10 protein-coding genes are annotated in these 13,804 nt (G+C 72.6%); 1 reads left to right on the forward strand and 9 read right to left on the reverse strand.

All coding sequences use genetic code 11. The annotated features are described in order from the left end of the window. Positions 1–33: 33 nt before the first annotated feature. The 6 genes from AB5J56_RS19125 to AB5J56_RS19150 all read right to left on the reverse strand — a co-directional run bounded on the left by AB5J56_RS19125 (position 34) and on the right by AB5J56_RS19150 (position 9,548). On the reverse strand, positions 34–1,851 hold the full coding sequence (locus AB5J56_RS19125; protein WP_369233941.1) for an amino acid adenylation domain-containing protein: 1,818 nt from the start codon (positions 1,849–1,851) through the stop codon (positions 34–36). Then, positions 1,851–5,234 (reverse strand): amino acid adenylation domain-containing protein, encoded by a 3,384-nt coding sequence (locus AB5J56_RS19130; protein WP_369233942.1) that lies wholly within the window; start codon positions 5,232–5,234, stop codon positions 1,851–1,853. Before AB5J56_RS19130 ends, AB5J56_RS19125 begins: the two co-directional genes overlap by 1 nt. Next, entirely contained in the window at positions 5,234–6,046 is an 813-nt protein-coding gene (locus tag AB5J56_RS19135; protein WP_369233943.1) for a class I SAM-dependent methyltransferase, read from the reverse strand. Before AB5J56_RS19135 ends, AB5J56_RS19130 begins: the two co-directional genes overlap by 1 nt. A 79-nt stretch (positions 6,047–6,125) precedes the next feature. Next, positions 6,126–7,196: an ornithine cyclodeaminase family protein gene (locus AB5J56_RS19140; protein WP_369233944.1), complete on the reverse strand. Its 1,071-nt coding sequence runs from the start codon at positions 7,194–7,196 to the stop codon at positions 6,126–6,128. Positions 7,197–7,239: 43 nt separating this feature from the next. Next, positions 7,240–8,526, reverse strand: a complete 1,287-nt coding sequence (locus tag AB5J56_RS19145; RefSeq protein WP_369233945.1) for an MFS transporter — start codon at positions 8,524–8,526, stop codon at positions 7,240–7,242. Continuing rightward, complete coding sequence (locus tag AB5J56_RS19150) at positions 8,526–9,548, reverse strand: pyridoxal-phosphate dependent enzyme (RefSeq protein WP_369233946.1); 1,023 nt, start codon at positions 9,546–9,548, stop codon at positions 8,526–8,528. Before AB5J56_RS19150 ends, AB5J56_RS19145 begins: the two co-directional genes overlap by 1 nt. Before the next feature lie 288 nt (positions 9,549–9,836). Between AB5J56_RS19150 and AB5J56_RS19155 the strand changes: the two genes are divergently transcribed. Beyond that, on the forward strand, positions 9,837–10,442 hold the full coding sequence (locus AB5J56_RS19155; RefSeq protein WP_369233947.1) for a flavodoxin family protein: 606 nt from the start codon (positions 9,837–9,839) through the stop codon (positions 10,440–10,442). Here the strand turns inward: AB5J56_RS19155 and AB5J56_RS19160 are convergent. The 3 genes from AB5J56_RS19160 to AB5J56_RS19170 all read right to left on the reverse strand — a co-directional run bounded on the left by AB5J56_RS19160 (position 10,432) and on the right by AB5J56_RS19170 (position 13,654). Then, entirely contained in the window at positions 10,432–11,322 is an 891-nt protein-coding gene (locus AB5J56_RS19160; RefSeq protein WP_369233948.1) for an ABC transporter permease, read from the reverse strand. The genes AB5J56_RS19155 and AB5J56_RS19160 overlap by 11 nt on opposite strands. Continuing rightward, on the reverse strand, positions 11,309–12,283 hold the full coding sequence (locus AB5J56_RS19165; RefSeq protein WP_369233949.1) for an ABC transporter ATP-binding protein: 975 nt from the start codon (positions 12,281–12,283) through the stop codon (positions 11,309–11,311). Before AB5J56_RS19165 ends, AB5J56_RS19160 begins: the two co-directional genes overlap by 14 nt. 84 nt (positions 12,284–12,367) lie before the next feature. After that, positions 12,368–13,654: an outer membrane lipoprotein carrier protein LolA gene (locus AB5J56_RS19170; protein ID WP_369233950.1), complete on the reverse strand. Its 1,287-nt coding sequence runs from the start codon at positions 13,652–13,654 to the stop codon at positions 12,368–12,370. Positions 13,655–13,804 lie beyond the last annotated feature (150 nt).

Consider the following 13,804-nt stretch of genomic DNA (forward strand, 5'->3'; position numbering starts at 1 on the left):
ATCAGGTGGCCGACGACGGACGTGGGCGAGGCATCAGGCGCGGCACAGCGCGATCAGGCCCGCCAGGGTGGGGGATTCGAGGACCTGGCGCAGCGTGATCCCCCGCTGGAAGTCCCGCTCCAGCCGGTTGGCCAGCCGGATGGCGAGCAGCGAGTGCCCTCCGCAGTCGAAGAAGTTGTCCTCGCGGGACGCCGGCGCGGCACCGAGCAACTGCTGCCACAGGTCGGCGACGGCCTGCTCGGTGTCGTCGGCCGCCTCGAACTGCTCACGGACCCCCTCGGCCGCGCGCTCGGCCAGGGTCGCCAGCGCCGCCCGGTCCACCTTGCCGTTGCCGGCCGTGGGCAGGGACGGCACGACCACGATCCTGGCGGGCAGCATGTAGTCGGGCAGCCGGTCGCGCAGGAAGGCGCGCAGCGCGGCGGGGTCGGCCTCCTGCACGGCGGTGACACAGCCGATGAGCTGCGGGTCGTCCGCCGCGCCGAGGACCAGCACCCCGGCGTCGGAGACCGCGGGGGATTTACGGAGGGTCGCCTCGATCTCCTCCAGCTCGACCCGGTAGCCGCGGATCTTGACCTGGTTGTCGGTCCGGCCGGTGATCTCCAGATCGCCGCTCGTCAGCACCCGGCCCCGGTCGCCGGTGCGGTAGCGCACGCTGCCGTCCGTGTCGGTGACGAAGCGGTCCGAGTCGTGGCCGCCGACGTAGCCCAGTGCCAGTGGGGTGCCGGAGACCCAGACCTCGCCCGTGACGCCCGGGGGCAGCGGCCGCGACAGACGGTCCCGGACGCTGATCACCGCACCGGCCACGGGCCTGCCGACGGGCACCCGCTGGGCGTCCTCGGCGAGCGCGGAGGTGTCGTAGGCCGCGATGTTGGAGGCGGTCTCGGTCATCCCGTACAGGTTGAGCAGCAGGGTGCCGGGGAACGCCGTACGGAAGCGCAGCACGGTGGCCACGGGCAGGGCGTCCGCACCGCTGGTGACCAGCACCGGCCGGTGCTCGGCGGCGCCGCCGCTGCCGTCCGCGCCGTCGATGCGTTCCGTGCCGTCGAGCAGGCCGTTGATCAGGTGCGGTGTCAGGAAGAGGTGGGTGATCCGGTGGCGCTGCACGGCCTGTGCGAAGAGCTGCGGGTCGAGGACCTCCTCGCGCGGGAGCACGACCGAGGGCACGCCCGCCAGCAGACCGCCGAGCAGCTCCCAGGGCGAGGCGACCAGCGACAGGGCCTTCTGCACGGCCAGCACGGACCCCTCGGGGAACGGGTACTCCCGCCACATCCACTCCAGCCGGTTCAGCACCGAACGGCAGCTGATCCGTACGCCCTTGGGGTCGCCTGTGGTGCCCGAGGTGTAGACGACGTGGAAGAGCCGGTCCGGGTCCCCGGCCGGGCTCGGCGCCACCTCCGGCGCGCCGGGCGAGGGGGTGTCGTCGGTGCGGATGAGCGGCACCCGGGGCGCGTCCAGCGTGGGGAACTGGTCCAGCCCCGGTTCGGCGAGTACGGCGTCGGGCCGGGTCTCCTCCACGATGCGGCGCTGGCGCCGTGCGGGGATGGACGGGTCGAGGCCGACGTAGCCGGCGCCCGCTTTCAGCACCGCGAGCACACCGGCCACGGCGCCGACGCCTCGGTCGGCGGCGAGGGCGACCAGGCTCCCGGGGCCGACGCCCCGTTCGTTGAGCCGGGCGGCGAGAGCGCTGCTCCAGTCGTCCAACTGCCGGTAGTCGAGGGCGGTTTCGCCGTGTTGCAGAGCGATCTGGCCGGGCCTGGCGCGCACTTGGGCGGCGAACAGGGCGAGCAGGGTCTCCGCGGCCGTGGCCGCACGGGCGGTGGCGGGACTGGGGGTGACGTACTGGTCCAGCATCAGCTGTGTCCTCCGGTGTGGGTCGGGGACGGCTCGGCCCCGGGGAGCAGGTTCAGGTCGCGGATCGCCGTGCCAGGGGCGTCGATCAGCGCGTGCAGGGCACGCAGGGTGCTCGCCAGTACGGCTTCGGCGGCGCCGGTGTCCAGCAGTTGCAGCTGGTGGGCGAACTGCAGCAGCAGCTCGCCGTGGCCGTGCGGCTGGGCGTAGAGCGCGCAGTCGTACTTGGTGAAGCGGGTGTCCAGCTCGACGAAGCGGAAGGACACCCCGTCGGACGCGGTCTCCCGGCTGGGGTAGGCGAGCATGTTGAGCATGGTCTGGAAGACCGGTGTCGCGGCACCGCTGCGGGCCGTGCCGGCCAGCCCGCGCAGTGTCCAGCCCAGCGGATGCTCGGCCGCGGCGAAGCCCTCCAGCACCAGGTCCCGCACCATGGCCACGAAGTCGCCCAGGCGGAGGTCGGCCGGCACGGTGATCCGCAGCGGCAGCATGGAGAGCAGGAAGGCGGGCACATCGGCCTGCTCGGGGTGCTCCCGGTTGGCCATCGGTGCCCCGATCACGACCTCCTCGGCGTCGCCGTAGTAGGTCAGCGCGAGCGCGTAGGCGGCCAGCAGGTGGACGAACGGCGTGCCGCCCGCGTCGGCCGCGGCCTCCCGCAGGGCGGTCGCCGTACGCCGGTCCAGCACCGCCTCGACGATGCCGCCCCGGTAGTCGGGCCGGCTCGGACGCGGCTGTCGGGCGATGTCGAGCACCGGGAGCGGACCGGACAGCCGGGACTGCCAGTACTTCCCCGCCTCGGCGGTTTCGGGTGCGGCCAGCCGCTCCTCGTGCCAGTCGAGGTAGCGGTCGTAGCGGGCCGTGTGCTCCGGTCCGGGCTCGGCCTCCGGGTCGGCCGCCGCGCCGTACAGCTCGGCCAGTCGCTGGAACAGGACGGTCGCGCCCCAGCCGTCGATCAGGATCTCGTGCATGGTCACCAGCAGGCGGTGCTCGAACTCGCCCATGCGGAACAGCCGGAGCCGTACGGAGGGCTCCTCGGTCAGCCGGAAGGGGCGGGCGGCCTCGTCGAACGCCAGCTCGCGGTAGGCCGCCGGGTCGGCCCAGGTCTCCACCGGCGGAAGCGGCACCTCCCAGTGGGGGTAGCTGTGCTCCGGCTTCCCGTCCTGCTCCGTGAAGCGGGCCAGCAGCAGCGGGTTCTCGCGCAGCAGCAGCCCCCAGGCGCGGGTCAGGCGGTCGGTGTCGAGCGGCCCCTCGATCAGCAGCGATCCCTGGTAGCTGTAGTACGGGCTCTCCGGGTCCAGCCGCCAGTGGAAGTAGACGCCGGCCTGCTGGGGGGTGAGCGGCCTGCTGCGTTCTCCTTCGAAGGAGCTGGTGTGCAGGGAAGCCGACGGCGCCTCGGTGGGAGTCTGCCAGCCGTACCCGGCCAGTGCCGCCGGGCTGCCGTCCAGCAGTACCTCGCGCAGGGTGGCCCGGGAGCCGAGCCTGCGCAGTCGGGCGACCAGCCGCATGGCCATCAGGGAGTCGCCGCCCAGCGCCAGGAAGCGGTCCCGGCGGCCGACCGAGTCGAGTCCGAGCAGCTCCGCGACGATCCGGGCGATGCCCTCCTCCGCGGGGCCGACCGGCGGGTCGAGCCGGAGCCCGGCCGGACGCTCGCGCCTCGGCGGGGCGGGCAGGGCCGCGTAGTCGATCTTTCCGTTCCGGGTGAGCGGAAGGGCGGACAGCTCGACGACCGTGCTCGGCACCATCGGACCGGGCAGCCGGGCGGCGAGGTGGTCGAGCAGCTCCTGCCGGTCGCAGGAGGCGCCGGGGGCCGGGGCGACGTAGGCCACCAGCCGGTCCGGCTCGGCGGGCGCCAGGGCGTGCGCGCTCTCCCGGGCGACCAGCGCCGCCTGCGGGGCCGCGCGGACCACCGTCACGGCGCCGGCGGCCACGGTCGGATGACTCGTCAACACCGCCTCGATCTCGGCGAGTTCCATGCGCACCCCGCCGAGCTTGACCTGCCGGTCCACCCGGCCCAGGTAGGTGAGCTCCCCGCTCGGCAGCACCCGCACCGCGTCGCCCGTGCGGTACAGGCGGCCCCCGGCGTCCGCGAACGGGTCCGCGAAGAACGCGGCGGCCGTGCGCTCGGGATCGCCCAGGTATCCCCGGCCGACGGACACGCCGCCGACGAACAGCTCGCCCGGTTCGCCGCGCGAGCAGGCCAGCCAGCCGTCCGCGCCGCGCCGCAGCACGTACAGGCTGACGTTGCCGACCGGTCCCCCGATCGGCAGATGTGCCACTTCCTTGCCGTCGACGCTCAGATGACCCAGCGTCAGCTCCGCGTGCGTCACGTCGTCGGAGCACTCGGTCGGGCCGTAGGCGTTGAGCAGGCCGATCCCCGGGTGCCGGGTCAGCCAGCGCCGGGCGAGCGCCGGAGGCAGCTCCTCGCCGGTGGCGATCATCCAGCGCAGTGCGCCGAAGCCGCGACGGGAGCCACCGGTGTCGGCCGCGTCGAGCAGGAACCGGACCAGCGTCGGCACGGTCTCCAGGACGGTGGTCCCGCGCCGCAGCACCGCGTCCAGCAGGGCGGCGCCGTCCTGGGCCTCCTCGTCGGAGAAGAACTGCACGCATCCGCCGATCAGCAGCGGGGTCAGCATCTGCCAGACCGAGATGTCGAAGCCGAGCGGGGCGGTCTGCGCCACCCGGTCGTCCGGGCTCAGCCGGAGATCCTGCACCTTGGCCCAGAGGTGGTTGAGCATGCCCTGCTGTTCGATCAGCGCGCCCTTGGGGCGGCCGGTGGAGCCGGAGGTGTAGAGGAGATAGCGCACCTCCTCGGGGTCGGCGCGACGAGCCGGCGCGGCGGGCCCGGAGACGGTGCCGTCCACGGCCGGCTCCCCCGCGGACAGCAGGGTCTCGTACGGCCGGTGCGGGCAGTCGGCCGCGGCGGCACCCTTGCGCAGCGACGTCGCGTACTGCCCGTTCTCTGCGTCCTGCGCGCCCCCGGTGGTGACGAGCAGCACGGCGCCGCTGTCGACCAGCACCTGTTCGACCCTGGCGGCGGGCCAGGCGGCGTCCACCGGGAGGTAGACCGCGCCGAGGAGTTCGAGCGCGAGGAAGGCCGTGACCACCTCGCCGCCGCGCCGCCCGCCCACCGCGACGGTCCCACCGCCCCGCACGCCCGCCGCGGCCAGCCCGGCCGCGGCTCGCTGTACCTCGGCGGCCAGCTCGCGGTAGCTGACCGTCGACCCCTCGTGGACCAGCGCGGCGTCGTCGGGCCGGGCGGCCGCGTGCCGGTCCACCCGGTCCAGGACGGTGCCGCTCCGGTCGTAGTCCTCGGTGCGGTGCAGTGCCGCACGGGCCGCGCGGGCCCGCTCCTCGGGAGCGATCGGCAGGCTTCCGTAGACCTGGTCCATCACCGCTCCCGCTTCTGCGCGATCACGAGCAGGTACTCCACCGGTACGCCGGTGCCGCGCTCGTCCGTGGTCACGAAGCTCTCGGTCATCTCGACCAGTTCGGCGCGCAGTTCGGCCCAGCGGGAGGCCGGCGAGATGGTGTTCTTCGCCGCGATGCAGGGGCCGAAGCAGGACTCGAAGAAGGCCACCAGCTCCTCCGCCTCGGCGAACGGGTACCACAGGTTGCGCCGTTCGGTGCGGAACGTGAAGCCGGGGCCGAACAGGTCCGCCAGGTAACCCTCGTCGCCCCAGAGCATGGGCTGGCCCTGGTGGCCCGTCGGGGTGGGGAAGTAGGAGGAGAGGATCTCCTGGAAGTGCGCGGTCCAGCTGCGGCTGGTCCAGTTGCACATGCCGATCCGGCCCCCGGGGCGCAGCACGCGGTCCATGCCGCCCGCCGCGGCGTCGTGGTGCGGGGCGAACTGGATGCCGTACGTGGAGGTCACCAGGTCGAAGGAGGCGTCCGGGTACGGCAGTTCCTCGGCGTCACCGCGCACCAGTTCCAGCTCGACTCCGGCGCTGCGGGCGCGCTCACGGGCGTCGGGGAAGAACTCGTCGGTCAGGTCCAGGCCGGTCACCCGCGCCCCGCGTCCGGCGCTGAGCAGCGCGACGTTCCCGTTGCCGGTGGCGACGTCGAGGTGCCGGGTTCCGGGGCCGGGGGCGAGACGCTCGACCAGGTCCTCCGCGCCGGGCCGCAGCAGGTCGGCGACGCGCCAGTACTCGCCGTACGACCACATGGTGCGGTTGATCTCGCGCACGTCCTGGTGCGTGGGCATGGCCATCCTCTCCTTCGCGCACAACGGTCGGCGCGGGGTCCGTGTGGGGTTCGTCAGTGGTGTGCGTGGTCCGTCGGTGTCACAGGGTGAGCGTGCGGCCGATGCCGGCCTCCTCCGCGCGGGCGTGGATCCGGTCGGCGACGGCGACGTCGAGGACCGCCATGCCGAAGGGGTTGCTGACGACGATGTCGCGGGCGTCGGACCGGCCCGGGTGACGGCCGGTCAGGATGTCCCCCAGCGTGCCGTCGACCCGCCGGGCCCCCGGTCGCGCGGTGACCCCGTCGCGGGGCTCGCCGTCCGGGCCGAGCAGCGTGCCGGACCGGTGCATCCTGCCCAGCAGACGGCGCGGGTCGTCACTCACAAGACCCCAGTCGTCCACCACCAGCAGATCGGCGGCGAGCACCGCCCGCTCGGTGAGGTCGTCCAGCGAGACGTGGGCGACGAGAGCTCCCGGCCGCAGCCACTCGGGCTCCAGATACCCCTCGGTGACCGTGGTCACCGGCACCACGATCTCGGCCTCGGCGACACAGGAACGCGGGCTGTCGGCGACCGTGACGCTCACCCCGGCGAAGGCGGGCAGCGCGGTGAGCTGCTCGGCCAGCGCCTTGGCCCGGACCGGCATCTCGTCGTACAGCACCACCCGTTCCAGCGAGGGCACCCGCGTGGCCAGCAGCCAGGCGTGCGCACGCGCCAGTTCGCCGCAGCCGAGCAGGGCGAGCGCCCCCGGCCGCTGCACCCCCAACTCCCTCACGGCGAGGGCGGTGACCGCGGCCGTGCGCATCGCGCTGACGAAGGCGGCCTCCATCAGCGCCGTCGGCCGTGCGGTGTCGGGGTCGAGGAGCAGCGTGAAGCCCTGCGAACGGGGGATGCCCCGCGCGGGGTTGTCGAGGCTGGCGTTGATGGTCTTCAGGCCGACCACCGGGCGCCCGGCGTCCCACAGCGCGCCGGGCATCGCCAGCAGCCGCGCCGCCGAGCCGGCCGGGGTGGTCCAGCCCAGGTAGGCCTCCGGCGGGAGTTCGGTGCCGCCCTGGGAGTGCAGGACGAGGGCGTGCTCCACCGCGTCCACGATGTCCACGCCCTGGGCGGCTTCGATGACGTCGGCCCTGGTCAGATAGCGGAACGGGGTCTGTGGATAGTCCTGCTCATACACGGGGGCAGTCCTCCTGAGGATGGGCTGGGGGCTTCCGATGGACCTAGGCGGCGGAGACGGTCTTGCCGCGCGCGACGGCCTCGCCGTCCATGACCGGCGGGTCGTCGGATCGGGATTCGTCCGGCGCGGTCGCGTCGTCGCTTCCCCGCAGGGCGCGCAGGGCAGAGAGCGGATAGAGCCCGCTGAGCAGGAAGGCCGCGGCGAGCGCGATCCAGCCCGCAGCGCCGGAGGCCAGCACCACGCCGGTCATCAGCAGCGGTCCGGCCACCCGGGTGCCCGCCGTCCGGCCCATGCCGAACAGCACCAGGAAGGCGCTGCGCGAGGCGGCGGGGGCCAGTTCGTAGGAGAGCGTCCACGAGGCGCCCACCTGGAGCAGTTCCGCGGCGGTCAGCAGCAGTACGGCGACGGTGAACGAGACCGGGACGGCGGCCCCGTGGAAGGAGGGCGCGACGGCGAAGGCCACACAGGTGAGCGCGAGGAGCACGGCCGCGGCGGCGTAGGACCGCCAGGCGCTCCCGATCGTGCGGGCGAAGCGGTTCATCGGGTACTGCAGCGCGATGCAGGCCACGGTGTTGACCGCGTAGAGCACTCCGACCATCCGCTGCGGCACGTCGGTGCGGGTGAGCAGCCACAGCGGGAACGCCAGGTTGAGGATCGGCGTCCACAGGGCCATCACCACGCCGAAGGCCCACAGGTTCCGCAGTCGGCGCTCCCGCAGCAGCGGACGCAGCGCGCCGGTCTCGCGCCGGACACCGCCCTCCCCGCGTGCCGCCGCGAAGACCACCGCGACGAGTACGTAGGCGACGGCGCCGCCGATCAGCAGCCAGCGGAACGAGGCTCTGGTGTCGGAGCCGAGCGTGACGCCGGCGATCAGCCCGCCCAGGCTGATCCCCACGTTGACCACGGTGCGCTGAAGGGCCATCACCCGGGTGCGCAGATCCTGCCGGACGCGGGCGCCCACGTACGCCTGGATCAGCGGCGGCGCGGACTGGTCGGTGATCGCGGTGAGGGCGGCGACCAGCAGGAAGCTGCTCCAGCTGTCGACCCGGAGGTAGGCCAGGGTGGCCACCGCGCGGGCCAGGTTGACGCCGACCAGCAGCCGGCGCGGCCCGTACGCCGCGGCGAGGCGGGCCACCAGCAGGGCCGCGCCCATGGCCACCGCGCCGGCGAGGGTGAGACCGGTGCCGACGGAGGCGGGGCTGAGCCCGACCACCTTGACGAAGTACACCGTGGACACGGCCAGGAACAGCCCGGTGCCGGTCCACTCGACGAGCGCGGCTCCTTGCAGGATCGGCATGAAGTCGCGCAGGGGAGTGCGCTCTTGGGCCATCAGGCGCTCCGCGCCCAGGTGAACGACAGCCCCTCGTAACGGAGTTGCTTGACGGCGCGCAGGACGTCCTCGTGGATGCCCTGTGCCACCGTCCACTCGTCGGAGTAGATCGTCTCCCGGTACTTCTCACCGCCGTCGGCGGCGAGGCACACCGACAGCCCGCCGTCGGGGCCCTCGTGGTCCGCGAGCAGGGCGCGCACCGTGCAGCCGCTGGAGCCGCCGACGGCGAGGCCGAGGTCCTCGTGCAGGATCCGGCATACGGCCATGGCCTCGGCGTCCTCGACCAGCACCGCCCGGTCGTAGTCGCCCGGTGTGATGAACAGCGACGGTCGGCTCGCGCCGATACCGGGGATCCGCCGCTGCCCGGGGTCGCCGTACAGCGCGGCCGACCCGGTCACGTCCACGGCGACCCTAGCCACGTCGGGGCGCGCGTCGCGCAGATGGGCGGAGATCCCCGCGAAGGTCCCGCCGGTCGACACCGGCGCGTACACCGCACTCAGCTCGGGCCCGGCCTGGGCGACGATCTCCGGGCCGGTGGTCCGGGAGTGCATCCGCGGACCGGCCGGGTTCTCGTACTGGTTCGTCCAGCGGTAGCCGGGGTTCTCGGCGCACAGCCTGCGCACCGTCTCCAGGCGGCTGAGCAGGTATCCGCCCCGGCCGTCCGGCTCGTCCACGACCACCAGGCGGGCACCCATGTCGCGCAGGGCGCGCATGGTGGGCCCCGGGGTCTTCAAGTCGACGACGGCCAGGAACTCACAGCCGATCTCCGGGAGGATCCGCGCCATCGCCAGCCCGAGGTTCCCGGAGGTGGACTCGACGACCACCGTTCCGGGGACCAGGGGCCGCTCCTGGTGCAGTTGCCGGAGCAGGCCGACGGCGGTGCGGTCCTTGACCGAGCCGGAGCTTCCGTGGGCCTCCATCTTCAGACCGAACGGGACCGTGCCACCCCGGTAGCGGCAGCGGACCCGTCGCAACGGCGTGTCACGCACAGCATCCCGGAAGACCTGCTCAACGTCCCGCACAGCGACCTCTCCCTCCGAGCCCGAGCGCGCCGCCCGCCTCTGGTGCCTCTCAGAGGACCGTGCGCTTCTTAAGGCCTGCTGAGGGCGTGCTGATGGCGTGGTGATGGCGCGGTGTGGGACTGCTGAGGCAGTGCTAAAGCGCTTTCCGGGGCGGTGGAGCGGCGCAGACCGGAAAGCCGGGCGCGGAGCCCGCTCGTCGAGCACGGACCCCACCCCTGGACAGTCAGATGCGCATGCATATATTGTGTGCGCATATAGCCACCGCACGCCGCACACCCGGGGGTCCCCATGAGCCGCAGCTTTCTCTTCCTTCTCGGCAGCAGCCGCCCCGCCGGCAACACCGAGTCGCTGGCCCGCAGGGCGGCCGAGCAACTGCCCTCGGACGTCGAGCAGCGCTGGCTGAGCCTCGCCGAGCATCCGCTGCCCGACTTCGAGGATCTGCGGCACGACGCGGATCACGTACGGCCGCGGGACGGCAACGTCGGCCTCCTGCTGGACGCGACGCTCGCCGCGACGGACATCGTGATCGCGTCACCGCTGTACTGGTACTCGGTCTCCGCCCACACCAAGCGCTACCTGGACCACTGGTCGGGCTGGCTGCGCACCCCGGGCGTCGACTTCAAGGCCACCATGGCGGGACGTCGGCTGTGGGGCGTCACCGCCCTCGCGCACGAGGAGGAAGAGGTCGCCGGGCCGCTGATCGGCACCCTCAACCACTCGGCGGCGTACCTGGGCATGCACTTCGGCGGGGTCCTGCTGGGCAACGGCAGCAAGCCCGGTGACGTACTCAAGGACGAGGCGGCCCTGGTACGCGCGAAGACGTTCTTCGCGCAGGATCCGCCGCTCGCCCGATTCCCCTACGAGGACGTCGAGCAGGCGACCGCTACGTCGTGACGTCCTTCGTCGTGAACCGCGCCCACGCCGCCGAGCCGAACACCGCCGCGTACAGCCCCTGCAGGCCGAGGTTGCGGACGATGTCGTCCCAGTACACCGGGTCGCGCATCACGTCGGCGAAGGACAGCCAGTAGTGCGAGAAGAAGTACGGCTGGAGCGCGTGCAGTTGCGGGATCTGGTCGAGGATCTGAACCGTGATGAGCAGCCCGACCGTCGTCGCCATCGCCGCGATGCCGCTGTTCGTGAGCGTGGAGATGAACAGGCCGAGCGCGGCGACGCCGATCAGTGACGCGGCCACGAGGAGCGCGATGAACAGCGCCCGCGCGAGCCCGTCGGCAAAGCTGATCCGCGTCCCGGAGATGGTCGTCAGCTCGCCGAGGGGGAACAGCAGCGCGCCCACGGCGAGCGCCGAGACCGCCACGACGAGCGTCGCGACCAGGCAGAACGCCATCGTGGTCGCGTACTTGGTGAGGAGCAGGCGGGTACGGCCCGCCGGCGCGACGAGCAGATAGCGCAAGGTTCCCGCGTTCGCCTCGCCCGCTATCGCGTCGCCCGCGATGACGCCGATCGCCATCGGCAGGAAGAACGGGAGGGTCGCGGCGAGTGCCGTGAACACCAGGAACAGGCCGTTGTTGGTGATCTGCGCGATGAACGCGGGTCCCTCGCCGCCTCCGCCGCCGGGCGCCGAGCCGTCGCCCGTCTCGATCTTGATCGCGATGCCGACGAGGATCGGCACGGCCGCCAGGACGGCGAGCAGCGCGATCGTCCGCCAGCGCCGGAAGGTGGTGACGAGCTCGCTGCGCAACAGGCCGAAGGTCCACAGCGGACTCGGCGCACGAACCGCCACGACGGGCGCGGCCGTCTCCTCAGCCTGCGACATCGAACCCCTCCCCCGTCAGCGCCACGAACGCGTCCTCCAGCGAGGCCCGTTCGACCCCGAAGCCGCGCACCCGGACGCCCGCCGTCACCAACGCGGCGTTCAGCTCGGCGAGTTCGCGGTCCTGGTCCGGGGGTTCGCCGGTCACTCCGGTGTCCGTCACGACCAGGTCGCCGACCCCCTGCTCCTTCAGTACGCGCGCCGCGTCCGTCATGTCCGGGGTGGTCACGACGAGCCGGCCCCGCGCACCCGCGGCGAGGTCCGCCACCGCTCCCTGCGTGATCAGCCGCCCCTGCGCCATCACGGCCGCGTGCGTGCACACCTGCTCGATCTCGTCGAGGAGATGGGAGGAGAGGAAGACGGTCGTGCCGTCGGACGCCAACTCCCTTATCAGGGCCCGGATCTCACGCATGCCCTGCGGGTCCAGACCGTTGGTCGGCTCGTCCAGGACCAGCAGGCGGCGGGGCTGGAGCAGCGCGGCCGCGAGCCCGAGCCGCTGCTTCATGCCCAGCGAGTACGCCTTCGCCTTCTTCCCGGCGGCCGCCGTCAGGCCGACCCGGTCGAGTGCGGCCGCCACGCGCGTACGCCGGGTGCGCGGGTCGGCGACCGGGTCCGCGGCGTCGTAGCGCAGGAGGTTGTCGCGCCCGGAGAGGAAGCCGTAGAGGGCCGGGCCCTCGATGAGGGCGCCGACCTGCGGGAGCACGGCGCGGGAGGAGCGGGGCATCGGACGCCCCAGGACCCGCGCCGTGCCCGAGGTCGGCTCGATCAGGCCCATCAGCATGCGGATGGTGGTGGTCTTGCCGGAGCCGTTGGGGCCGAGGAAGCCGAAGACGCTACCCTCCGGGACGGTCAGGTCCAGGCCGTCGACGGCCAGCTGTCCGCCGCGGTAGCGCTTGGTGAGCGCGCGCGTGGCGATCACCGTGCCGCCCTTCGGGTCGGGCTCCGCGACGGACAGTTCCTCCATGGGCTCCCTCAGTCTCCGATCGACTCGTCCTGTGCGTAGGCGACTTGTCGTGCCCGCACAGGACTCGTCGCGTACCTACGTGGCCTACTGCGCCGCGTTGGCCGCCTTCACCAGCGCGCCCTTGGTGACCGCACCCACGTACACCTTGCCGTCGTCCGTCATCAGCGCGTTGACCAGGCGGGTCGAGAAGACCGTGCCCGAGCCGAACTTGCCGGTGACGTGGTCGCCGAGGGAGTTCAGGAATCCGTCGACGTCGCTGTTGCCGCTGCCCCTGCCACCAGCGGCCCCGGACGGCATGCCCTCGCCGCCGGTGTCGAAGGAGGCGATGGAGTTCCAGCCCTTGCCGATCACGTTCAGGCCGTCCAGGCCCTCGCCGCCGAGGCCGTTGTCGCCCTTGGCGCCCTTGCCTCCCCTGTCCAGGCCCTTGCCGAAGTGCTCGGTGCCCTTCGGGAGCGTCCTGCCGTCGGCCTTCCCGTCACCCTTCTCGTCGGCCTCCGTGACCTTCGCGCCCTTCGGCGGGGTGAAGTCGAAGGTCGACGCGGCCGGCTTGGAGAAGCTGACCTGGGTGAAGCCCGCGTCCACGACGGCCGCGCCGCCGCTCGCCGGGGTGAGCGTGAACTTCAGCGGTACCCCGGTCTTCGCGTCCACCGCGATGGTGATCGCGCCGACCGTGGTGCCGGACTGCTTCGGCTTGACGACCAGCCGGTACGCGTCGCGCCCGGCGACATGCGCCGTGCCGTCGACCTTCACGGACGTCGTGTCGTCGACCGACTTCAGCGCCTCGTCGGCGAGTTCCTTGGGCGTGGCCGGAACGTCGTCGCCCTTGGGGGTCGCCTTCTTCGTACCGTCGGACTTCGGCGCGGTCGCGTGGTACACCTCGTTCGACTTGCTGTCGTAGGCCCACACCTGGTCGCCGTTGTGGATGACGCTGTACTCGGCGGCCTTGTCCAGCAGCGAGACCTTGCCCTTGTCCGGGCCGTCAGCCGCGACGCGCAGCGTGTGCGTGCCGGAGGCCAGTTCGAGGAGCTTGGACTGCGGGTCGGCGGACGAACCGCCGTCACCCTGGGCCGCACCGGACGCGAAGCCGCTCACCAGGCCGCCGAAGTCGGGCAGGCCCAGGTCGGTGCTGATCTTCACCGTGCCGGACAGCTGCTGGACGTCCGACTTGGCGATCTTCTCGACGAGTTGCTGTGCGCTGATCTTCGGCAGGTCGGGGTCGCCGGAGTCGGCGAGGGCCGGGACCAGCCCGATGGTCACCGCCGCCACTCCCACCACCGCGGCAGGGACGACGTAGCGCGCCGCCTTCCGCCGCCCCGCGCGCACGTCCTCGGCCTCTTCGACCGACGTGTCATCGGATTCGTACGGTGCCATGTGTGCCTTACCTCCGTCGTCGGCGGCGGCCAACCGTCCCCTGCACTCGTCCACCCCTGAGCCGCCATTCTCACCCGAATCGGTGAGGAGTGGTGCTTTCCATCTGACCAAATCGGCCGAAGGGAAGCGTCAGACCCCGGGATCAACTCC

The organism is Streptomyces sp. R21 (assembly GCF_041051975.1).
Lineage (GTDB): Bacteria > Actinomycetota > Actinomycetes > Streptomycetales > Streptomycetaceae > Streptomyces.

What these genes read in the sequence shown, in the direction of transcription:
- AB5J56_RS19125 (WP_369233941.1), bottom strand. Translation starts at nt 1,851, where the DNA reads ATGCTGGACCAGTACGTCACCCCCAGTCCCGCCACCGCCCGTGCGGCC.
- AB5J56_RS19130 (WP_369233942.1), bottom strand. Translation starts at nt 5,234, where the DNA reads ATGGACCAGGTCTACGGAAGCCTGCCGATCGCTCCCGAGGAGCGGGCC.
- AB5J56_RS19135 (WP_369233943.1), bottom strand. Translation starts at nt 6,046, where the DNA reads ATGCCCACGCACCAGGACGTGCGCGAGATCAACCGCACCATGTGGTCG.
- AB5J56_RS19145 (WP_369233945.1), bottom strand. Translation starts at nt 8,526, where the DNA reads ATGGCCCAAGAGCGCACTCCCCTGCGCGACTTCATGCCGATCCTGCAA.
- AB5J56_RS19155 (WP_369233947.1), top strand. Translation starts at nt 9,837, where the DNA reads ATGAGCCGCAGCTTTCTCTTCCTTCTCGGCAGCAGCCGCCCCGCCGGC.
- AB5J56_RS19160 (WP_369233948.1), bottom strand. Translation starts at nt 11,322, where the DNA reads ATGTCGCAGGCTGAGGAGACGGCCGCGCCCGTCGTGGCGGTTCGTGCG.
- AB5J56_RS19165 (WP_369233949.1), bottom strand. Translation starts at nt 12,283, where the DNA reads ATGGAGGAACTGTCCGTCGCGGAGCCCGACCCGAAGGGCGGCACGGTG.
- AB5J56_RS19170 (WP_369233950.1), bottom strand. Translation starts at nt 13,654, where the DNA reads ATGGCACCGTACGAATCCGATGACACGTCGGTCGAAGAGGCCGAGGAC.